Origin of the sequence: Tenacibaculum sp. AHE14PA (genome assembly GCF_019278465.1) — a bacterium.
Classification (GTDB): Bacteria; Bacteroidota; Bacteroidia; order Flavobacteriales; family Flavobacteriaceae; genus Polaribacter; species Polaribacter bernardetii.
This window is the reverse complement of sequence record NZ_CP058983.1, coordinates 1177501-1198850: the sequence shown is the minus strand read 5'-3', so window position 1 is coordinate 1198850 and position 21350 is coordinate 1177501. Positions and strand designations below refer to the sequence as shown.

Sequence of the window (21350 nt, the reverse complement as noted above, 5' to 3'; positions counted from 1 at the left end):
ATGATTTCAACTAGAACAGCCACTTTAAAAGATTTACCTATTCTTTTAGAGTTTGAACAAGCGCTTATTAATTTCGAAAGACCTTTTGACGTTACTTTAAAAGACGAGAAAATATCATATTATGATATTAAAGCAATGATTTTGTCTGATGAAGTAGAAGTTATTGTGGCTGTAGATGAAGAAAATGTTGTAGGCGCTGGTTATGCCAGAATACAATTGGCAAAACCATATTTAAAACATCAAAACTTGGGGTATTTAGGTTTTATGTATGTTAAAAACTCTCACAGAGGTAAAGGAATTAATAAACTAGTTATTGATGCTTTGCATACTTGGGTAATATCTAAAAACACATTTGAAGTTCGTTTAGATGTATATGCTGATAATCCTGGAGCTATTAAAGCTTATGAGAAAGCAGGGTTTAGCAAACATTTAATTAATATGAGAAGAAGCCTAAAGTAATAGGCTTATTCTTTTTCATTTAAATGTTTCGCAATAGATGCTCCCATACTAAAACAGGCTTGCAATAAATAGCCACCGGTAGGCGCGTTCCAATCTAACATTTCACCGATGCAATAATTATTTTTGAGTTTTTTTAACTCGAAATTTTCGTTGACTTCGCTTAAAGGAATTCCGCCAGTAGTTGAAATAGCTTCGTTTAAAGGAGCAGCACTTTCAATAACAAGAGGTAGTGCTTTTATTTTTTCTGCAATACTGTTTTTGTTGATGTATTCTTCTTTTGTTAAAACAGTTTTTAAAAGAGCAATTTGAGGTGCACTTAACTTTAATATTTTTTTAAGAATATCGGTTGTTCTTAAATGAGAATTATTTATTTTTTTAGCAACTTCAGTAAAAGTAAACATCGGTTTTAAATCTAAATAAATAACGGGTTTTATATTAGCAGATAGTTGCGATTGTATTTGCGGACTCAGTGCATAAATAGCATTTCCTTCTAACCCGAATTTAGTAATAACCAATTCTCCTTTTTGTTTTTTATCTAAACAAGAAAGCGCAATGTTTTTTAAAGGCTGTCCTTCATTTTTAGATATAAAATCACTTTTCCAATTAATATTATAAGCACAATTAGCAGGTAAAAACGGAAGTGTATTTATATCTTTTTCCTTAAAACTATCCGTCCAATTACCTTCTGATCCAGTAATTTTCCAACTAGCGCCACCTAAAGAAAAAATAGTGTAATCAACTTTATTAATTTTATTTTCATTAAAAATCAACTCACTTTTATCATTCCAACCTTTCCATTCATAATTGTATACAAATTGTATATTTTTATGGCTTAAAAACTGTTTGATGTTGGTAAGAACTGTAATAGGTTTAATTCCTTTTTCAGGATATATACGATTACTACTTCCTACAAAAGTTGGAATAGCAATAGATAATAACCAGTTACGTAAATCATCATTCGTAAAGTTTAATAAAGCATTTTTAAGAAATGAAGTAGGTGTGTAGCGCGTAATCATTTTATGAATAGCTTCTCCGTGGCTAAGGTTAAATCCGCCATCACCAGCAACTAAGAATTTTCGTCCTAACGATTTCTTTTTTTCGTAAATGGTAACATCAAATTTGTTAGTATCTAAAAAAGCTGCAGCAAATAACGCAGAAGGACCTCCGCCAATAATGGCTATTGATTTTTTCATAGCACAAAGTTAGTATTTGTTTTTTAGGATAATAAAAAAAAGGGTATAAAACAAATAATGTCTGCAACCGAAGTTGCAGACATTATTTTATATAAACGTTTTTACTTTAAATGAATTACATTTTAGCTAAAAACTCTTTGTTCATTTTAATATAATCAGCGTTACCTGCTTTTTCAGCACCTGCTAAAGATGCTTTAGCAGCTTTAACAGCTCCTTTTTTATCTCCAGCTTTCGCTAAGATTAAAGATTGCTGACGTAAATACCAAAAACGAGGCTCGTCTTTAGTCATATCTACCGCTTTGTTAATCCAAGTTGCGGCTTTTGTAATGTCTTTATCACTCTGTAAATAATATACAGCAGCAGAATAAAAATCACCAGCAGATGGTCCTTGCATTGTAGCAACAATACTAGCTTCTACAGCTTTATCAGTAGGCGTATTAAATTTTACCCCAACATAAGCGTTTTCCCATAACATTCCTAAAACAGCAGAGTTGTTAGTAATATCATCAATACTAATTGTAAAAGTTTCTATTTTCATAGGCATCATATCAGCCTTTACAGTGGTAGATAAAGCTACCTTACTAGCATCCCATTTTTGTGGAGTTCCCCAGTTTGTTGCATCCGTATAAAAAATTACTTCCCAAGCATCTTTTCCTGGTTTTGTATATAAAGCATATGTTCCTTTCTTTAATTCTTTTCCGTCGATAGTAACGTCAGTACTAAAAGTAACTTTCGTGTTTTCGTTAGCTCCAGTTCTCCATACTTTGTCAAAAGGAACTAAGTTTCCGAAAATTGCTCTATCTCTCACTCCTGGTCTAGAATATTCAACTGTTACATCAGATAATCCAACAGCTTGTTCTAATTTAGAAACAGGACTAGGAGCAGGTGTTTTTATTTGTGCGTTTGTAGTTAACGTAAGTGCAGCTACAAATAGGCTTAAAACTATTTTTTTCATGATAATTGATTGTTTTAAATTTAGATGTTAAAATTACAAGGAATAATTCAGTTAAATGTTAATGAAAACTTAAAATAAACATCATTTTTTTAGTTGATATTTGCATTATGAAAAAATATATTTCAGAATTAATAGGAACTTTTGCCTTAGTTTTTTGTGGTACAGGTGCCATGACAGTTAGTGAAATAACTGGCGGAACCGATTTAACGCATACAGGTGTTGCTATAACCTGGGGTTTAATTGTAATGGCCATGATTTATGCTTTTGGAGAAATATCTGGAGCACATTTTAATCCAGCAGTAACAATTGCTTTTGCCTTTGCAAAAAAGTTTTCATGGAAAGAAGTTCCGAAATATATTATAGCGCAATTATTAGGTGCAATATTGGCAAGTTGTATTTTATGGGTGTTGTTTCCCTCAAGTGAATATTACGGAGCTACGATTCCGTCTTTCGAACCATGGCGTGCTTTTATTTTAGAGTTATTGCTTACTTTCTTTTTAATGTTAACGATTATTAATGTTTCTAGCGGAAGTAAAGAAGTTGGTGTAATGGCAGGAATTGCAATTGGAGGTGTGGTTTTGTTAGAAGCTATGTTTGCAGGACCAATGACAAAAGCATCTATGAATCCTACACGTTCTATTGCACCAGCTTTAATTTCTGGTCATTTAGAACATTTATGGTTGTATATATTAGCGCCAATTTTAGGGGCTTTTTTAGCGGTAGTTTCATTTAATTTAGTTAAAAACGATACTCAAAGTGATTCATAATATTAGTATTTTAGGTTGTGGTTGGTTAGGAAAGCCTTTGGCTTTATACTTAATAGAAAAAGGGTATTTGATAAAAGGATCAACAACTTCTATAGAGAAGTTAGCTATTTTTAAAGAAGTAGGAATTCAGCCTTTTATAGTTGATATAACTAAAGATGATAACGAAGAACTTCAATCATTTTTAACTGCGGATGTTTTAATCGTTGCCATTCCTTCTAAGAATGTTTTAGGTTTTAAAAACTTGATAAAAGAGCTTGAGAAATGGGCTATAAAAAAAGTAATTTTTATAAGTTCAACTTCCGTGTATCCGAGTTTAAATAAAGAAATGAATGAGAATGATACAACTGTAGACTCTACTTTAGTTGAAATAGAAAATGTTTTTAGAACGAATAGAAACTTCGCTACAACGGTTATTAGATTCGCTGGATTGTTTGGAGAAAATCGAAATCCAGGGAATTGGTTTAAAGACAAAAAGATACCACAACCAAATGGTTTTGTAAATATGATACATCAACAAGATTGTATCGGAATTATTTATCAAGTAATAAAACAAAATGTTTTTGGAGAAGTTTTTAACGCCTGTTCTAATCATCATCCATCTCGAAAAGAATATTATATAAACGCGAAGAAAGTATTAAAAACAGCACCACCAGTTTTTGATGATTCTTCTCCTTTAGAATATAAAATTATCAATTCAGATAAAGTACAAAAGCAATTGAATTATACTTTTGTTTATGATAATTTGTTAGCTTAAAATTAAAGTGCCATTCATAATTTATTTCAGAATCACATAGCACAACAAACGAATAAGCATGAGAACTTGAAATAAATTTGGGTTGATTTAAATAGCGTTGTGTTTAAATATATGGAACTATTAATAATTTACTATTTAGAATATTTCCGCTTCCTTAAATAATTGAAACCAAACCCAAACAAGGCAAGTAAAATTAACGGAACTCCAATGTTTATAAATTGCCAAAAACGTTTTTCGGTAAAAGCTTTCTGTTTGTCTAATAAATTAATGGTTACTGTTTTATTACGAAGATTTATTAAACCAGAATCATCCAATAAATAATCGATTGTATTGATTAAGAAATCTTTATTTCCGAATTGCTCACCTGTCCATTTATCTAAAGCTAAATCGTGTGGTTTCCCTTTTAAAATCTGATTTTTGGCAATATCTCCATCAGCAATAACCACCATTTTATTTGCCTTACTTTCTGCTTTAAAAAGTGGTGTTTTAAAAGGTTTCGTTCTGTTTTTATAAGCTGAATTAAAACTACCTTCTAATAATACTCCTAAAAGCTGCGGGCCACTATTAAATTCGTTTTCTACAGGTTGCTTTGCAATACTTTGTAACTCAACAAAATTAGGCGTTCCTATTTTTTTTGTAAGTACAGAAGTTATTAATAAAGGTGTTTTTTTTAAGTTTCCTTTTAAAGTATCTATTTGTGTGGTAAAACGAAAACGAACAGGAGCAAGGTTTTTAGTAATCGGATGATTCGGATTTCCGTTTACCAACGGATGATAAAACCAATTTAAATGCTGAAATTGTGCTTGGTTTCCTACATTTCCGGTAGCTAAAGGAATTTTAGCAGAATACAAATCTTGAATTAACTTGTTGTTTACACGAACTTGGTAGCTAAACAGTAAATCGGTTAAGTTTAAATCACGAGGAAAAGCTAACATCTTTCCGTTGTTATATAAACTATCAGTATCAGCATAATTTTGATCAATCATCCAAAGAGATTTTCCTCCATTGGTAATAAATTGATCTAAGGTAAATTTTTCTTCTTCTGTAAAACGTTCCGTAGGTTTGGCTATAATTGCCAAATCGTATTTTGCTAAGTCGGTTACTGTTTTCTGCGGATTAGTTGCTACGTTATTTAATGAAAACTTTGCTAAACGGTATTTTTTACCGAGTTCGGTTAGTAAACTGTATAATTGAATATCTTCTAATTGACCATTACCAGCAATTACGGCTATTTTTGGTTTTGTTGCTTTGGTGATGTTATGAATTGCGTTCGCAAAAGAATATTCTAATTTTTCAATAGCGTTTTGCAATTGGTTTTCTTGTGTTTTGGCCAATGAGTTTGGTAATAAAGAAACCAACTCCGTTTTTTTACCAACACCAATTTCTGCCCAAGGAAAAATAATAGCTTCTGATAAATCACCGTCTTCTTCAACAGTTAATTGACTAGGCATCATTCCTTTTTTAATCAAACGTTCACGTATAGTTTTCGGATTGATAAATCGAAATCTAACATTAGAATTGACAGCTTTTAGTTCTTCTAAAAACTGACGTGTTTCTGTTTGTAAACGCTTAAATTCTGCAGGAAAATCACCTTCTAAATACACGTTTATTAAAATAGGAGCATCTATTTTTTCAAGTAAACTATAAGTAACATCAGAAATTGTGTATCGTTTATCTTGTGTTAAATCGAATCGTTTATAAACAGCATTAGAAAGGTAGTTTATCAAGATTAATCCGATAAATGCAAAAGCAATATGTTGTAGCTTCTTATTCATTTTTTAATTGTTGTTTGGTGATGAATAAAAAGAAAATAGTAACGCTTAAAAAGTAAATAACATCGCGCGTATCAACCACACCGCGACTAATACTTTTAAAGTGTTCGTTAATTCCGAATTGTTGTATCGAATTACCTAAAGTGTCACTTACGGCATCAAATCCGTAGAATAAAATAAAAGTAATAAATATACTTAAGATAAAAGCGACAATCTGATTTTTAGAGAGTGTAGACGTAAATAAACCAACCGCGGTATAAGTGGCAGCTAAAAAAAGTAATCCTAAATACGAGCCAATTGTACTACCAATATCTAAATTACCAATAGGGTTTCCTAGCAAATAAACGGTATATACATACGTTAAAGTAGGTAGCAACGCAATGCATACTAAAAGTAAAGAAGCGGTGAATTTACCAAGTACAATTTGCCAATCGGTTACAGGTTTGGTTTTTAAAATCTCGATGGTTCCGCTATTTAACTCATCAGCAAAACTTTTCATGGTAATTGCCGGAATCAGAAATAAAAATAACCACGGCGCTAAATAAAAGAAAGAACTTAAATCTGCAAAACCAGCATTTAAAATATTGAAATTGTCTTTAAAAACCCATAAAAATAATCCGTTTACGAGTAAAAAAACACCGATAACTAAATAAGCTATTGGTGATGCAAAAAATGAGTTAAATTCTTTTTTTAGTATGGCGTACATTATTCTTGGTTTATATCGAGGCGAAAAATAGTATTGTCGTCAAATAAATCCTCATCATCTAAAATAAACTGATGTTTTTCTAATAACGTTGTTGATGCAGTATTATTTTGATGTGTAAAAGCTTCAATGGTGTTTAGTTCTAAAACCGATTTACCATACTCTAAAACAGTAGCCATGGCTTCACTCATAAAACCTTCATTTTGAAAATCGGGATTTAATTCATAGCCAATTTCTGCATAATTATTTTCGGCATTGATATTATGATAAACAATGGTACCAATTATTTGGTTGCTTTCTTGATGTTGAATAGCCCAAAAAATTCGATTTCCTTTTTCAAATTCATCCAAACAAGTTTGAATAAAAGAATCAGCATCATTTAAGTTTTTAGGCGTATCTCTAACAATCAATTTATTGATTTCTTTGTTAGAACGCAGTTTAAAAATAGTTCGTTTATCGTTAAAAGATAATTGACGTAATGTTAATCTTTCTGTAGATAATTCAGGGAAAATAGTAGGGTAGTTCATTATGGTAGGCTTACGGTTTTGTCAACACTCCACGCTAATGGTTTGTCGTTAAATAATACTTTTGTTTGTGCCCAAACTCCTTTAAATAAATCAGAGTTTCGGTAGTTTTCTAAATCTTGTTCGGTTTCCCAATAGCTGTAAGTAAAAAAGATATCAGAATTTGTTTTGTCTCTATACAATTCTAATAAACGGCAACCTGGTGAGTTTCTAATAAACTCTTTTTTGGTGTTAAAATTAGCTAAGAATTCTTCAATTTTTTCTGAATGAAAACTCATCTTTACAATTCGTACAAACATATTTTTAATTTATTGTGGTAAAATCGGGTGTTTCAATAGTTTCAAATTCAATAGTAATAGTATCTCTATATCCAAGGCCTAATAAAGACGATGCACCACCAACGGTGTTTAGGTTGCTTCTGTAAATAGCAATTTCTAAAAAACCTGCCGAATTAAAAATAGCAAGCTTTTCTCCGTCATAACGTCTTTTATCCTCAGGAACAGTATAGTCTACAATTTCATTATATCGATTGTAAATTTTATTAAAAAAAGATCGTTTTGCTGAAACTTTAAAATCTCGACCTTTTCCTATAGTATTAAATAGTTTTTTGTGGATGTTTGTAATTACATTTCCGTAATTATCTATATAAATAACACCACCAATAATAACAGTTTGTGCCTGATTTACTTTTGGCTGTATCTCAATAATTTTCTTATAAGAAGTTATTTCTTTACCAATAACATTTAAACTACCGCCACGAGCAATATGCGAAGCTACTTGCACAAAAACATCTAAAACAGGAAAACTAGTTTCTATGTGATTATGAATATTAATTTCTACAATCTTGGTAGGATTAATTTCTGATGTAATCATTGATATTAAACCGTTATCCGGACAAATAAAATAATGATTATCTAATTCTATAGCAATGTGTTTGTTATCTACACTTAATTCCGAATCTACACCAACAATGTGTATTGTTTTGTCTGGAAAACTCTTGTAAGTGTTTTTTAAAATATAAGCAGTTTCGGTAATGTTAAACGGCGTAATATGATGTGTAATATCAACAATTTTAGCCTCTGGTAACTCACTATAAATTGCTCCTTTTACAGCACCAACAAAGTGATCTTTTATTCCGAAATCGGTGGTCAATGTAATTAGAGACATTAGTATAAGTACTTGTTAATTAGTAGGTTGAAAAAATAGGCTAAATTTTATGGCAAAACTACATAAATCAATAAAAATAATCATTATTTTTAATGTGAATAAATTAAAACTTTTATCAATTGAACGAACGTATCATTGAAATAACAGAAATTGACCCAAATGAATTTTTTGGCGCTCAAAATAGTACGATAACAGAGTTGAAAAAGTATTTTCCGAAAGTTAAAATTGTAGCTAGAGGAAATAAGCTTAAGATTTATGGTGAACCCGAAATTTTAGATGAGTTAGAAAAACGGGTAGTGATGCTAATGAAATACTTTAATAAGTATAATAAATTAGATGAAAACAGTATCGAGCGTGTTTTAACATCAACCGGAAAAGAAGAAGAAATTCAAAAGTCAGGAAAAATAGAAGGTGTTTTAGTCCATGGCGTTAATGGTAAATTAATAAAACCGCAAACAACAAATCAACGTAAAATGGTTGATTTAATGGGTAAAAACGATATGCTATTTGCTGTTGGACCTGCAGGTACAGGGAAAACATATACAGCAGTAGCATTAGCTGTAAAAGCATTAAAAGAAAAAGAAGTTCGTCGAATAATTTTAACAAGGCCAGCGGTAGAATCTGGCGAGAATTTAGGTTTTCTTCCGGGTGATTTAAAAGAAAAACTAGACCCGTATATGCAACCTTTATACGATGCATTACGTGATATGATTCCGCATGAGAAATTAGAATCGCACTTAGAAAAAGGAATTATACAAATTGCTCCTTTGGCATTTATGCGTGGTCGTACGTTAGACAATGCTTTTGTTATTTTAGATGAAGCACAGAATACAACGCACAACCAAATGAAAATGTTTTTAACAAGAATGGGAATGCATGCAAAATTTATTATTACTGGAGATCCTGGTCAAATAGATTTACCTCGTAAACAAATTTCTGGATTAAAAGAATCGTTATTGGCTTTAAAAGATATTAAAGGAATTGCGATGGTGTATTTAGATGATAAAGATGTAGTGCGTCACCGATTAATTAAAAGTATTATTAAAGCCTATAAAAGTATAGAAACTGAATAATATGAAAAAGAAAGTAATAGCATTATTAGGGCTTTTAATATGCATTATTGGAGCAACTATTTATTTTTTAGAGTATAATAATCCTATTCTTCCTTTTTTCTTAAAAGGAACAAGTTTGTTTATTATGCTTTTAGGATCATCAGTTGCTTTTTTTTATTCTCTTTTTGATAAAAAAATAAAACAATAATTATTATCATCAATAATTCATCAAATTAATAAAACGATTAAAATCATCAATAAAATGAAAAATAAATTGCCTTTGTATTTTCTTAATATAATCTCTCTTTTAATACTTTTTTCATGTTCACCAAAGACAGATAATAATAATGTAGATGAAAATACAGAAAAAAATATAACACTTTTCTTTGTAAATGACCAGCATGCCCGACTAGACAATTTTGCTAAGATTAAATATATAATTGATAAGGAAAAAGAAAATAATAGTGTCATCGTTGCGTGTAGTGGCGATATGTTTTCTGGAAGCCCAGTGGTTGATAATTATACAGACAATCAAGGATACCCGATGATTGATGTTATGAATAGAGTGGGATTTGATATTTCAGTTTTAGGAAATCACGAATTCGACTACGGTGAAGAAACATTGAAAGATAGAATAGATCAATCTAATTTTAAGTGGGTTTGCGCAAATGTTGATATGTTAGAGACCAATGTGCCGCAACCAAACGAATATTATACGGTTTTAAAAGATGGTTTAAAAATTACGTTTTTAGGTTTGGTAGAAACAAACGGAAAAGACAACGGTACAATTCCGTCTACACATCCATGGAAAGTTGAAAACTTTGCTTTTCAAAGACCAGAAGCTGTTGTAAGCAAATATAAAGATGTTAAAAAGTCTGAAGATTCAGATCTTTTTATCGCATTAACTCATTTAGGACACTCTACAAATAAAGGGTTAGGAGATGTACAATTAGCAGAACAATATCCGTATTTCGATTTAATAGTAGGCGGACATTCTCATCAAGAAATTAATACGGTTGAAAACGGAATTCCAATTTTTCAATCAGGATCTTATTTAAAGAATTTAGGTAAAATTGAAATATCAGTAAAAAATAAAGCAATTACGAATATTAAATATACACTTATCAATCTTGATGAAGTAACAGAATATGATCAGAATTTAAAAGATATTATTGACGGTTATAACGATTTACCAGAATTAAAAGAAGTAGTTGGTGAGTCATTAATATATCACGAAAAACATAAAGTAGGTTGTTTTTATGCGGATGCGCTTAAAAGTGCTATGAATGTAGATGTTTCTTTTCAAAATTCAGGCGGAGTTAGAAGTTCTTTAGATAAAGGAGATATTACGAAGGAAGAAATATATACAATAGAGCCTTTTAATAACGGAACCGTAAAATACGATATGAGTGTTCAGCAAATAAAAGACTTTTTAATAGGTTCAGCGTCTGGTTTTTATTATTCAGGAATTACTATTGAACAAGTAGGAAATGAAGTTGAAATTAAAGATGCAACCGGTAATTTAATGAACGATAATACGATACTTTCGGTAGGTTTAAACGATTACATTCCTGCTGTTCACGATGAATATTTTCCTGAAGAGAATAAAGTACAAGATCTTTCGGCAGCAGAATCAATAATGTCTTATTTGCAAAATACCAATTCAGAGGTTAATTACCCTAGTTGTGCTAATTACTTTAAATACACTATTTAGTTTTTTTACAAAAGCTGATTTAGGTAATTAAAAAGAGGTGTTAAATAAAAAAGAAGAATAAATAACATATTTTTGTAGTCAACAACACAACAAACAAAAAATGAATACAATTAACGAAACCAATTTTCAGTTTCCAAAACAAAAGTCGGTTTATAAAGGTAAAGTACGAGAAGTTTATAATATAAATGACGAGTTATTAGTGATGATAGCTTCAGATAGATTATCTGCTTTCGATGTAGTTTTACCACGTCAAATTCCTTTTAAAGGTCAGATTTTAAATCAGATTGCTACCAAAATGATGAATGATACAGCAGCTGTTGTTCCGAATTGGTTACATGCAAACCCTGATGAAAACGTAGCAATTGGTCATTTATGTGAACCTTTTAAGGTAGAAATGGTAATTCGTGGTTACATGTCTGGTCATGCAGCGCGTGAATATAAAGCAGGTAAAAGAGTTTTATGTGGCGTAACAATAGCAGAAGGAATGAAAGAAAACGACAAGTTTCCTGTTCCTATAATTACACCATCTACCAAGGCAGATAATGGTGATCATGATGAAGATATTACACGTGAAGAAATTTTATCTAAAAATGTAGTTTCTGAAGAAGATTACATCGTTTTAGAAAAATACACTAGAGCATTGTTTCAAAGAGGAACTGAAATTGCAGCTTCTCGCGGATTAATTTTAGTAGATACTAAATATGAATTCGGAAAAACAAAAGAAGGTGAAATTGTATTGATTGATGAAATTCATACGCCAGATTCTTCTCGTTATTTTTATGCTGAAGGATATCAACAAAGACAGGATAAAGGAGAAGCTCAAAAGCAATTATCAAAAGAATTTGTGCGTCAGTGGTTAATTGAAAATGATTTTCAAGGAAAAGACGGACAACAAATACCTGAAATGTCTGACGAAAAGGTTATCGAGATTTCAAACAGATATATCGAATTATACGAACAAATTACAGGAGAGAAATTTGTAAAAGCAAATACAACAAACGTATTAGATCGTATAGAAAAAAATGTAGTTAATTTTTTAAATGGATAGTAACAAAATAAGTATTCGTCCGGTTTTAAATTTATCCTCTGAAATTCCTGTAGAAGATTTTCAGAATAAAACAATACGGCCAATTTTAAAGTTACAACACGAGCTGCTTTTACAATTTTTTGTTTTCTTTTGTAAGAATCAAAAGGTAGATATTTTAAATGTCGAAAAAGAGAAATTTAATAAAGCGGTGAACAATATCACCAAAAAAAACATAAATTTAAAAAATCAGTTTTTAGGTTTAATTATAGGTCAATTTACCGTTGGTGAATTTGAATTTTATAAAGAAAACAATACTGATATTAATAAAAGAATTTTAACGATGATTGGGCAACGAATTAAAGATAGCCAATTGGAAATTAAAGATTTTAAAACAAACAACAATGATAATAGAACCAAGAACTAGAGGGTTTATTTGTTTAACATCTCACCCAATAGGATGCGAGCAAAACATAAAAGATCAAATAGCATACGTACAATCTAAAGGTAAAATAGAAGGCGCTAAAAAAGTATTAGTAATAGGTGCATCAACAGGTTTCGGATTGGCATCAAGAATTTCAAGTGCCTTTGGTTCTGACGCGGCAACAATCGGAGTTTTCTTTGATAAGCCAGCAACGGAAGGAAGACCAGGATCGCCAGGTTTTTACAATACTGCAGCTTTCGAACAAGAAGCAACAAAAGCAGGCTTGTATGCAAAAAGTATCAATGGAGATGCTTTTTCTAACGAAATAAAAGAACAAGTTGTAAACTTAATCAAAGAGGATTTAGGTCAAATTGATTTAGTAATTTATAGTTTAGCATCACCAGTAAGAACACATCCAATATCAGGAAAACGCTTTAAGTCGGTTTTAAAACCAATCGGAGAAGTTTTTACGAATAAAACAGTTGATTTTCATACAGGAAAAGTATCAGAAATATCTATAAACCCTGCCGAAGGTGAAGATGTTGAAAATACAGTAACGGTAATGGGAGGTGAAGATTGGAAAATGTGGATGGACGCTTTACAATCTGAGAACTTATTATCAGAAGGTGCTACAACAGTTGCTTATTCTTACATTGGTCCAGAAGTAACAAAACCAGTATACAGAAACGGAACAATTGGTGCAGCAAAAGACGATTTAGAAGCAACAGCTTTTAAAATTACAGATGATTTAAAATCATTAAACGGAAAAGCATACGTTTCTGTAAATAAAGCATTGGTAACGCAAGCTAGTTCTGCAATTCCGGTAATTCCTTTATATATTTCTTTATTATTTAAAGTGATGAAGGCAAAAGGAATTCATGAAGGATGTATCGAGCAAATTCAACGTTTGTATAGCGAACGTTTATTTGGTGGTGATTTAAATTTAGATGCTAAAGGAAGAATTAGAGTTGATGACTGGGAAATGCGTGAAGACGTGCAAGCAGAAATTGCAGAATTATGGCAAAAAGCAACTACAGAAAATCTAGCCGAAATAGGAGATTTAGAAGGATATAGTAAAGAATTCTTTAAGTTATTCGGTTTTAAAGTTGACGGAGTAGATTATAATGTTGATGTGAATGAATTAGTTAATATTCCGAGTATCCAATAAGTCGATAAAAAAATAAATTGAAAACCTCATAGATATTAAGTCTATGAGGTTTTTTAGTTATATTTAATTTTTAAATTATATTATGGAAACAGCTACAGTAAAAGTATTAAAAGATGAATTAAAACATAAAAATTCTAACGAATTGTTAGAGCTGTGTTTAAAATTAGCGCGTTTCAAAAAAGAAAATAAAGAATTACTTACTTACCTGTTATTTGAGTCTCATGATGAAGAAAGGTATATTTTAGGTGTAAAAAATGAAATAGATGTATTATTTGAAGGTATTAATACAAAAAGTTATTTTTTTATCAGAAAAAGCGCGCGAAAAATATTAACAATTACTAAAAAATACATTCGTTTTTCAAAGAAAAAAGAAACAGAAGTCGAATTACTCTTGTATTTCTGTGTAAAACTTAAAAACTTTAAGCCTTCTATAAAAAGTAGTCCGCGTTTACAAAATATATTAACGACGCAAATAAAGTTGATAGAGAAACTAATAACAACACTGCACGAAGATTTACAATATGATTATCGTTTAGAGTTAGAGAAGTTATAGCGTTGAAAAAAAGATTTTTTCATAAAATATATTAAAGCTAGGATTTGAGTTTAAATAGAGTAATTGTTGTTTGAAAATGTACAAAAGTAAAAGGTTTTTTTTATTTCCATAAAAAAGCTAAATTTAAAACAAATTACAATGAACTAAACCACATGAGTAACTACCATATAAAACATTTAGAAGAATATTTTCAGGTATATAAAAAATCAGTCGCTTCTCCAGAGAAATTTTGGGGAGAAATTGCAGAAGAACATTTTCTTTGGAGAAAAAAATGGGATAATGTACTAAGCTGGGATTTTAAGAAACCAGAGGTAAAGTGGTTTGAAGGAGCTAAATTAAATATTACAGAAAACTGTTTAGATCGTCATTTGTTAACAAGAGGCGATAAAACAGCGATCCTATTTGAGCCAAATGATATAAATGAAGAAGCACAGCATATAACATACAGAGATTTACATCAAAAAGTATGTAAAATGGCAAATGTGTTAAAAGATAAAGGGGTTAAGAAAGGAGACAGAGTTTGTATTTATCTGCCTATGATTCCAGAATTAGTATATACCGTTTTAGCGTGTGCACGAATAGGAGCAATACATTCAGTAGTCTTTGCTGGGTTTTCATCAACGGCTCTAGCAACAAGAATAAATGATTGTGATTGTAAAATTGTAATAACAAGTGATGGCTCTTTTAGAGGAAGTAAAACAATAGATTTAAAAGGAATAGTAGATGAAGCATTAGAGAGTTGTTTGGGTGTTAAAGCTGTTTTAGTAGTTAAAAGAATCCAGTCTAATATTGCAATGAAAAAGGATAGGGATTTTTGGTTAGCAGCTCTTTTAGAAGGAGCATCAGCAATGTGTGAACCTGAAATTATCGATGCTGAAGATCCGTTATTTATATTGTATACTTCAGGTTCAACAGGAACACCAAAAGGAATGCTACATACTACGGCAGGCTATATGGTATATTCGGCATATACTTTTAAAAATGTATTTAATTATACAGAGAATGATGTGTATTGGTGTAGTGCAGATGTGGGTTGGATAACAGGTCATAGTTATATAATATATGGACCATTGGCAAACGGAGCAACGTCTGTTTTGTTTGAAGGAGTTCCTAGTTACCCAAATTATAGCCGTTTTTGGCAAACAATAGAAAAGCATAAGGTTACTCAGTTTTATACAGCTCCAACAGCCATAAGAGCATTAGCTAAAGAGGGTATTGGTCACGTAGAAAATTATGATTTATCATCACTAAAAGTTTTAGGAACGGTAGGAGAACCAATAAATGAAGAAGCTTGGCACTGGTATGATGATAATATCGGTAAAAATCAAGCACCTATAGTAGACACTTACTTTCAAACAGAAAATGGTGGAATTATGTTAACGCCAATTCCTTATGTAACACCTACAAAACCAACATATGCAACATTGCCATTTATAGGTATTCAGCCAGCTTTAATGGATGAAGAAGGTAAAGAGATAGAAGGGAATCAAGTAAGCGGACGTTTATGTATTATATTCCCATGGCCTTCGATTGCCAGAACTATTTGGGGAAACCATAAAAGATATAAAGAAACTTATTTTTCTGCATATGAGAATAAATATTTTACAGGAGACGGAGCTTTAAGAGATGAAGTAGGTTATTACAGAATTACTGGAAGAGTAGATGATGTAATTATTGTTTCAGGACATAATCTAGGAACTGCACCTATTGAAGATGCGATTAATGAACATCCTGCTGTGGCAGAATCAGCAATCGTAGGATTTCCTCATGATATAAAAGGAAACGCATTGTGTGGTTACGTAATTTTAAAAGAAACAGGCGAGTCTAGAAATCAAGATAATTTAAGGAAAGAAATAAATCAAATTATAACAGAACAAGTAGGTGCGATTGCTAAATTAGATAAAATACAATTTACCAAAGGATTACCAAAAACAAGATCAGGAAAAATAATGAGACGTATTTTGCGAAAAATAGCAAATAAAGATATTGATAATTTAGGGGATATAAGCACATTGTTAAATCCAGAAGTTGTAGCAGATATTATTAAGCAATCTTAAAAGAAAGCTTTTTTTTATGAAAATAAGTAATTTATTGTACCTTACAGATAATAAAAACAATCAATATGCCAAATTATACTTTAAAAATTAACGGAAAATCACGCTCTTTTTCAGCGGAAGATGATACACCTTTATTATGGGTTTTACGAGATGAGTTAGATATGGTTGGTACCAAATTTGGTTGTGGAATTGCACAATGTGGTGCCTGTACAGTGCATGTAGACGGAACAGCAATGAGAAGTTGCCAGTTAAAAATGTCTATGTTAGATAAAGAAGAAATTACAACAATTGAAGGTTTATCAGAAAATGCAGATCACCCGTTACAAGAAGCTTGGAAAGAAGTTGATGTTCCGCAATGCGGATATTGTCAAGCAGGGCAAATAATGACTGCTGCTTCATTTTTAAAGGACAATCCAACACCGTCAACAGAAGAAATTCGCGAAGCAATGCATGGTAATTTGTGTAGATGTGCATCGTATGTTAGAATTGAAAAAGCTGTAGCAATTGCTGCTAAAAAAATGTCTTAAAAAATAAACTATGAGCACACAAGAAAATAAATTTACGTTTAGTAGAAGAAATTTTTTAAGAATATCAGCATTAGCGAGTGGCGGAATTATAATTGGTTTTAATCTTTTTACAGCGTGTAAACCAAATGTAACTCCATCAATCGATATAGAAAACTTAAATTATAACGATTTTAACGCTTTTATTAAAATTTCTGAAGAAGGGTATGCGACGATTTATTCTCCAAATCCCGAAATAGGGCAGGGAGTAAAAACATCAATGCCAATGATTATCGCAGAAGAGTTAGATATCGATTGGGATAAAGTACACGTAGCACAAGCTCCGTTAGATACTAAAAATTATAAACGTCAGTTAGCAGGAGGAAGTCAGTCAATACGTTTTGGTTGGGATGCATTAAGGCAAACAGGAGCTACTACAAAACAGATGTTAGTAAATGCAGCTGCCGTAAAATGGGGAGTGGATGTAACAACATGTAAAGCATCAAAAGGGGTTATTACAAATGCAAAAGGAGAAAATTTAGGTTACGGAGATGTTGTAAAAGAAGCAGCTGTTTTAGAAGTACCTGAAAATGTAACATTAAAAAAACCTTCTGAATTTACCATTATAGGAAAGAGTGCAACCAATGTAGATTTAGAAAAAATAGTAACAGGTAAACCTTTGTTTGGCTTAGATTATAAAGCTCCCGGAATGGTATACGCAACAGTATTAAGACCGCCGGCATTTGGCCAATTATTAGCTTCTTTTGATGCATCCGAAGCAAAAAAAGTAAAAGGTGTAATAGACGTTATAACTATTGGAGATAAAGTTAGAAGTTTTTTAGATTCAGGTAAATCTAATTGGACTTTTAAAATGTCTGAAACAGATAAAGTAGTAGTCGTTGCAGAAAATACTTGGGCAGCTATTAAAGGAAAAAAAGCCATAAAAGCTGTCTGGAAAACGAATAATAAAGAATTAGAAAATACAGAAGCTCATGATAAAACGCTAAATGATATTTTAGATGCTAAAGATTTTGATGTACGTCGTGAAGATGGAGATATTGAAAAAGCATTTGCAGCAGCAGATAAAATAGTTGAAAGAACGTATCACTCACCTTTTTTACCTCATAATTGTTTAGAACCAATGAATTTTTTCGCCAATGTTACTTCAGAAAAAGTTGATTTAATTGGTCCAGTACAAACTCCAGAGTTTGCAGCGATGGTGGTTGCAGAAATGTTAGGTAGAGATTTAGCCGATGTTCAAGTGCATATGACTAGAATGGGTGGCGGATTTGGTCGTCGTTTATACGGTGATTTTGTATACGAGGCAGCCGAAATTTCTAATACAATTAAAAAACCAGTAAAAGTTATATCTACCAGAGAAGATGATATGACTACAGGTGTTTATCGACCAGCAATAAAATACCGAATTGCAGCATCAATAAAAGACAATAAAATTACAGGATATCATTTAAAAGAAGCAGGAGTAAATAGTAATATGTACGGATTAATTCCGCACTTTTTCCCTGCGGGATGTATTCCAAACTATAAAGTTTCTACGAAGAATTATCAAAGTGATATTACTACAGGAGCTTGGAGGGCGCCGTACACTAATTTTTTAGCTTTTGCAGAGCAATCATTTTTTGATGAATTAGCAACGGGGTTAAACATCGATGCTGTTCAGTTACGACTTGATTTACTTCAAAATGTAAAAAACACAGAAGATAAAAAAATAGAATATTCCGGTAAACGAATGGAAGATACTATCAAGCTAGCAGCAGAGAAAGGTGGTTGGGGAAAAGCGAAAGAAGGTGTTTTTCAAGGTTTTTCTGCATACTATAGTCATAATACTCATGTAGCCGAAGTTGCTGAAATTGTTTTAAAAGACGGGTTGCCTGTGGTTACAAAAGTAATTGCAGCGGTAGATTGCGGAATTGTAGTAAACCCTACAGGAGCAATAAATCAGGTGCAAGGTGGTGTAATTGATGGAATCGGACATGCAATGTATGGTGATTTAACTTTTGATAACGGAAAGCCTTCTAGCAAAAATTTTGATACCTATCGATTAATAAGAATGAATGAAACTCCTAAAGTAGATGTGCATTTTGTTGAAAATCAACTATCACCAACAGGTTTAGGAGAACCAGGTTTACCACCAGCTGGTGGTGCTGTTGCAAATGCAATTTATAAAGCACTAGGACAAAGATTATATAAACAACCTTTTATCAAAGAATTAGACCAATCTATAAAAGGGTAAGTTAATAGTTTCATGCCAAAAGATGTCATATTAGTAAGGCATCTTTTTTATAGATGTTTAATGAAGAAAACATCAATTTTGAAAATCTGTTAAAAAGCATTAATTTCGCCACATATAAAATTACAAAAGTAATAATGATAAAAGATTTATTTGAAAGAATTAAAGAAGATAAAGGGCCTTTAGGAAAATGGGCAGATAAAGCAGAAGGGTATTTTGTGTTTCCTAAGTTAGAAGGACCAATTTCAAACAGAATGTCTTTTAATGGTAAGAAAGTAATTACTTGGAGTATCAATGATTATTTAGGATTAGCAAATCACCCAGAAGTTTTAAAAGTAGATGGAGAATCAGCTTCAACTGATGGATTAGCATACCCAATGGGAGCTCGTATGATGTCTGGTCATACAAAATATCACGAACAATTAGAGCAAGAATGTGCTGAGTTTGTTGATAAAGAAGCAGCATATTTGGTAAACTTCGGTTATCAAGGAATGGTTTCGGCTATTGACGCTTTGGTAAATAAAGATGATATTATTGTATATGACATGGATACGCATGCATGTATTATTGACGGAGTTCGTTTACACTCAGGTAAGCGTTTTGTTTACCGTCATAACGATATCGAAAGTTGTGAGAAAAACTTAAAAAGAGCTACAAGGATGGCTGAGAAAACTGGAGGAGGAATTCTATTAGTTTCTGAAGGTGTTTTTGGTATGAGAGGTGAGCAAGGTCGTTTAAAAGAGATTGTAGCTTTAAAAGAAAAATATAACTTCAGACTTTTGGTTGATGATGCTCATGGTTTCGGAACATTAGGTGAAGGAGGTAAGGGAACAGGTTTTGAGCAGGGAGTTCAGGATGGTATTGATGTGTATTTTGCAACATTTGCAAAATCTATGGCAGGTATAGGAGCTTTTTTTGCCGGAGATAAAGATGTAGTTCAGTATTTACAGTACAATATGAGGTCTCAAATGTTTGCAAAGTCATTACCAATGCCAATGGTAAAAGGAGCATTGAAGCGTTTAGACATGATGCGTACAATGCCTGAGTTAAAAGAGAATTTATGGAAAATAACAAACTCTTTACAATCTGGTTTACGTACTGCTGGTTTCGATTTAGGAACAACGCAAACATGTATTACACCGGTGTTTTTAAAAGGAGAAATTCCAGAAGCAATGGCAATGGTACAGGATTTACGTGAAAATCACGGTGTATTTTGTTCAATTGTAGTGTATCCAGTAATTCCTAAAGGGTTAATTATTTTAAGATTAATTCCAACAGCAAGACATACACAACAAGATGTAGATGAAACAATTGTTGCGTTTACAGGAATAAGAGAAAAATTAGAAAACGGAACTTATAAAAAAGTTGCAGAAGCTATAATGGCTGAGTAATAAATTAAAGGTTAAAACAAAAAAACTCATGAAAATTTCATGAGTTTTTTTGTTTTAAAAAAGAAAGGAATACATTTGGAATCCTTTTTGATAATTATAAATGATGAAAAAGTTTTTATACATATATATAATGCTATTTGTTGCTGTTACGATGGGACAAATAAAGGATACGCTTCCAAATTTCAATAACGAATATTTTTTAATAAAAGAAGGTGATAGTTTAATGATTACATTAAGCGAAGTTGCTATTTTGCCAAAGAATAAGTATAATGAGAAATCAGATGTACGTTATTATTATTGGTTTCGGCGTAAAGTTTTTAAAGCTTATCCGTATGCTGTATTAGCAGTAAAAAAAATAGATAGTGTTGATGCTCATTTAGCACAAATAAAATCAAAAAGAAAAAAAAGACGATTTGTAAAAAAAACTCAAAAATATTTAGAAGAGGAATTAACAAAGCCTTTAAAAAAATTAACGAGAACAGAAGGGAGAATATTATTAAAGTTAATACACCGTCAATCTGGCAAGACAGCATTTAATAATGTAAAAGAATTACGAAACGGTTGGAAAGCTTTTTGGTATAATGCAACAGCCAATATGTTTAAGTTGTCATTAAAATCAGAATATCTACCAGAAAAAGAGAATGAAGATTTTTTAATAGAAGATGTCTTGCAGCGTGCTTTTATCGAAGAAAAATTAGAATATCAAGAACCAAAATTAAAAAAAGACTATTTATCTATAGTATCAAAAGGTAGAGGAGCTGTAAATGTAGAATTCTATAAAATAATGTTTGCAAAGCAGCAGAAAAAGCGTGCTAGAAAAAATAAAAGCAATAAAAAATAATTAAAGAGGTTTGTTATGAAGCTTAAAAAGTTTTATGGCGTGTCAATTTCTATAAAATTGTCGGGCTTTCACTACTCG

General features: G+C 31.5%; 21 protein-coding genes and 1 pseudogene. 15 read left to right on the top strand and 7 right to left on the bottom strand.

Going from position 1 to position 21350, the window contains the following annotated elements:
* Window positions 1–459 (top strand): GNAT family N-acetyltransferase, encoded by a 459-nt coding sequence (locus H0I30_RS05445; RefSeq protein WP_218773268.1) that lies wholly within the window; start codon window positions 1–3, stop codon window positions 457–459.
* A gap of 5 nt (window positions 460–464) precedes the next feature.
* Here H0I30_RS05445 and H0I30_RS05440 read toward each other — a convergent pair whose 3' ends face one another.
* Entirely contained in the window at window positions 465–1652 is a 1188-nt protein-coding gene (locus H0I30_RS05440; protein ID WP_218773267.1) for an NAD(P)-dependent oxidoreductase, read from the bottom strand.
* Between the two features lie 115 nt (window positions 1653–1767).
* Window positions 1768–2607 (bottom strand): DUF2911 domain-containing protein, encoded by an 840-nt coding sequence (locus H0I30_RS05435; protein ID WP_218773266.1) that lies wholly within the window; start codon window positions 2605–2607, stop codon window positions 1768–1770.
* A gap of 107 nt (window positions 2608–2714) precedes the next feature.
* Between H0I30_RS05435 and H0I30_RS05430 the strand changes: the two genes are divergently transcribed.
* Together H0I30_RS05430 and H0I30_RS05425 are read left to right on the top strand one after the other, a co-directional pair.
* Window positions 2715–3374: an aquaporin gene (locus H0I30_RS05430; RefSeq protein WP_218773265.1), complete on the top strand. Its 660-nt coding sequence runs from the start codon at window positions 2715–2717 to the stop codon at window positions 3372–3374.
* On the top strand, window positions 3364–4128 hold the full coding sequence (locus H0I30_RS05425) for an NAD(P)-binding domain-containing protein (RefSeq protein ID WP_255554336.1): 765 nt from the start codon (window positions 3364–3366) through the stop codon (window positions 4126–4128). Before H0I30_RS05430 ends, H0I30_RS05425 begins: the two co-directional genes overlap by 11 nt.
* 131 nt (window positions 4129–4259) lie before the next feature.
* Here H0I30_RS05425 and gldG read toward each other — a convergent pair whose 3' ends face one another.
* From gldG to H0I30_RS05400, 5 genes are read right to left on the bottom strand one after another with little or no spacing between them, the layout of a single operon-like run.
* A complete protein-coding gene (gene gldG / locus H0I30_RS05420; protein WP_218773264.1) occupies window positions 4260–5903 on the bottom strand; it encodes a gliding motility-associated ABC transporter substrate-binding protein GldG in 1644 nt (547 codons plus the stop codon).
* Window positions 5896–6606 carry a gliding motility-associated ABC transporter permease subunit GldF gene (gldF, locus tag H0I30_RS05415; RefSeq protein WP_218773263.1) on the bottom strand — a complete coding sequence of 237 codons (711 nt, stop codon included), beginning with the start codon at window positions 6604–6606 and terminating at the stop codon, window positions 5896–5898. Before gldF ends, gldG begins: the two co-directional genes overlap by 8 nt.
* Entirely contained in the window at window positions 6606–7130 is a 525-nt protein-coding gene (locus tag H0I30_RS05410) for a GNAT family N-acetyltransferase (protein WP_218773262.1), read from the bottom strand. The genes gldF and H0I30_RS05410 overlap by 1 nt, the downstream gene beginning before the upstream one ends.
* Window positions 7130–7426 (bottom strand): putative quinol monooxygenase, encoded by a 297-nt coding sequence (locus H0I30_RS05405; protein WP_218773261.1) that lies wholly within the window; start codon window positions 7424–7426, stop codon window positions 7130–7132. The genes H0I30_RS05410 and H0I30_RS05405 overlap by 1 nt, the downstream gene beginning before the upstream one ends.
* Before the next feature lie 4 nt (window positions 7427–7430).
* A complete protein-coding gene (locus H0I30_RS05400) occupies window positions 7431–8294 on the bottom strand; it encodes an S-adenosyl-l-methionine hydroxide adenosyltransferase family protein (RefSeq protein ID WP_218773260.1) in 864 nt (287 codons plus the stop codon).
* Between the two features lie 119 nt (window positions 8295–8413).
* On the opposite strand from H0I30_RS05400, the gene H0I30_RS05395 reads away from it, so the two are divergent.
* The 12 genes and pseudogenes from H0I30_RS05395 to H0I30_RS05340 all read left to right on the top strand — a co-directional run bounded on the left by H0I30_RS05395 (window position 8414) and on the right by H0I30_RS05340 (window position 21272).
* Window positions 8414–9367 (top strand): PhoH family protein, encoded by a 954-nt coding sequence (locus H0I30_RS05395; RefSeq protein WP_218773259.1) that lies wholly within the window; start codon window positions 8414–8416, stop codon window positions 9365–9367.
* Window position 9368: 1 nt separating this feature from the next.
* The gene (locus tag H0I30_RS05390; RefSeq protein ID WP_218773258.1) at window positions 9369–9554 is read left to right on the top strand and encodes a hypothetical protein; all 186 of its coding nucleotides are present in this window, start codon (window positions 9369–9371) and stop codon (window positions 9552–9554) included.
* 54 nt (window positions 9555–9608) lie between these two features.
* The gene (locus tag H0I30_RS05385; protein WP_218773257.1) at window positions 9609–11060 is read left to right on the top strand and encodes a bifunctional UDP-sugar hydrolase/5'-nucleotidase; all 1452 of its coding nucleotides are present in this window, start codon (window positions 9609–9611) and stop codon (window positions 11058–11060) included.
* Window positions 11061–11160: 100 nt separating this feature from the next.
* Complete coding sequence (locus tag H0I30_RS05380; protein ID WP_218773256.1) at window positions 11161–12108, top strand: phosphoribosylaminoimidazolesuccinocarboxamide synthase; 948 nt, start codon at window positions 11161–11163, stop codon at window positions 12106–12108.
* Window positions 12101–12511 (top strand): glyoxalase, encoded by a 411-nt coding sequence (locus H0I30_RS05375; protein WP_218773255.1) that lies wholly within the window; start codon window positions 12101–12103, stop codon window positions 12509–12511. The genes H0I30_RS05380 and H0I30_RS05375 overlap by 8 nt, the downstream gene beginning before the upstream one ends.
* Window positions 12489–13676 (top strand): enoyl-ACP reductase FabV, encoded by a 1188-nt coding sequence (gene fabV, locus H0I30_RS05370; protein WP_218773254.1) that lies wholly within the window; start codon window positions 12489–12491, stop codon window positions 13674–13676. The genes H0I30_RS05375 and fabV overlap by 23 nt, the downstream gene beginning before the upstream one ends.
* Before the next feature lie 82 nt (window positions 13677–13758).
* Window positions 13759–14229 (top strand): hypothetical protein, encoded by a 471-nt coding sequence (locus H0I30_RS05365; protein ID WP_218773253.1) that lies wholly within the window; start codon window positions 13759–13761, stop codon window positions 14227–14229.
* A 143-nt stretch (window positions 14230–14372) separates the two neighbouring features.
* Window positions 14373–16286, top strand: a pseudogene (gene acs / locus H0I30_RS05360) (acetate--CoA ligase); the annotation flags it as partial.
* Between the two features lie 65 nt (window positions 16287–16351).
* Complete coding sequence (locus H0I30_RS05355; RefSeq protein ID WP_218773251.1) at window positions 16352–16813, top strand: (2Fe-2S)-binding protein; 462 nt, start codon at window positions 16352–16354, stop codon at window positions 16811–16813.
* A gap of 10 nt (window positions 16814–16823) precedes the next feature.
* Window positions 16824–19043, top strand: a complete 2220-nt coding sequence (locus tag H0I30_RS05350) for a xanthine dehydrogenase family protein molybdopterin-binding subunit (protein WP_218773250.1) — start codon at window positions 16824–16826, stop codon at window positions 19041–19043.
* A 137-nt stretch (window positions 19044–19180) separates the two neighbouring features.
* A complete protein-coding gene (locus H0I30_RS05345) occupies window positions 19181–20431 on the top strand; it encodes an aminotransferase class I/II-fold pyridoxal phosphate-dependent enzyme (RefSeq protein WP_218773477.1) in 1251 nt (416 codons plus the stop codon).
* Window positions 20432–20534: 103 nt separating this feature from the next.
* The gene (locus H0I30_RS05340) at window positions 20535–21272 is read left to right on the top strand and encodes a DUF4294 domain-containing protein (protein WP_218773249.1); all 738 of its coding nucleotides are present in this window, start codon (window positions 20535–20537) and stop codon (window positions 21270–21272) included.
* Window positions 21273–21350 lie beyond the last annotated feature (78 nt).

Bases quoted from the DNA above. Each gene is read 5' to 3' on its own strand.
- H0I30_RS05435 (WP_218773266.1), bottom strand. From the start codon at position 2,607: ATGAAAAAAATAGTTTTAAGCCTATTTGTAGCTGCACTTACGTTAACT.
- gldG (WP_218773264.1), bottom strand. From the start codon at position 5,903: ATGAATAAGAAGCTACAACATATTGCTTTTGCATTTATCGGATTAATC.
- H0I30_RS05355 (WP_218773251.1), top strand. From the start codon at position 16,352: ATGCCAAATTATACTTTAAAAATTAACGGAAAATCACGCTCTTTTTCA.
- H0I30_RS05410 (WP_218773262.1), bottom strand. From the start codon at position 7,130: ATGAACTACCCTACTATTTTCCCTGAATTATCTACAGAAAGATTAACA.
- fabV (WP_218773254.1), top strand. From the start codon at position 12,489: ATGATAATAGAACCAAGAACTAGAGGGTTTATTTGTTTAACATCTCAC.
- H0I30_RS05390 (WP_218773258.1), top strand. From the start codon at position 9,369: ATGAAAAAGAAAGTAATAGCATTATTAGGGCTTTTAATATGCATTATT.
- H0I30_RS05350 (WP_218773250.1), top strand. From the start codon at position 16,824: ATGAGCACACAAGAAAATAAATTTACGTTTAGTAGAAGAAATTTTTTA.
- H0I30_RS05385 (WP_218773257.1), top strand. From the start codon at position 9,609: ATGAAAAATAAATTGCCTTTGTATTTTCTTAATATAATCTCTCTTTTA.
- H0I30_RS05365 (WP_218773253.1), top strand. From the start codon at position 13,759: ATGGAAACAGCTACAGTAAAAGTATTAAAAGATGAATTAAAACATAAA.
- gldF (WP_218773263.1), bottom strand. From the start codon at position 6,606: ATGTACGCCATACTAAAAAAAGAATTTAACTCATTTTTTGCATCACCA.
- H0I30_RS05380 (WP_218773256.1), top strand. From the start codon at position 11,161: ATGAATACAATTAACGAAACCAATTTTCAGTTTCCAAAACAAAAGTCG.
- H0I30_RS05440 (WP_218773267.1), bottom strand. From the start codon at position 1,652: ATGAAAAAATCAATAGCCATTATTGGCGGAGGTCCTTCTGCGTTATTT.
- H0I30_RS05430 (WP_218773265.1), top strand. From the start codon at position 2,715: ATGAAAAAATATATTTCAGAATTAATAGGAACTTTTGCCTTAGTTTTT.
- H0I30_RS05445 (WP_218773268.1), top strand. From the start codon at position 1: ATGATTTCAACTAGAACAGCCACTTTAAAAGATTTACCTATTCTTTTA.
- H0I30_RS05400 (WP_218773260.1), bottom strand. From the start codon at position 8,294: ATGTCTCTAATTACATTGACCACCGATTTCGGAATAAAAGATCACTTT.
- H0I30_RS05405 (WP_218773261.1), bottom strand. From the start codon at position 7,426: ATGTTTGTACGAATTGTAAAGATGAGTTTTCATTCAGAAAAAATTGAA.
- H0I30_RS05340 (WP_218773249.1), top strand. From the start codon at position 20,535: ATGAAAAAGTTTTTATACATATATATAATGCTATTTGTTGCTGTTACG.
- H0I30_RS05375 (WP_218773255.1), top strand. From the start codon at position 12,101: ATGGATAGTAACAAAATAAGTATTCGTCCGGTTTTAAATTTATCCTCT.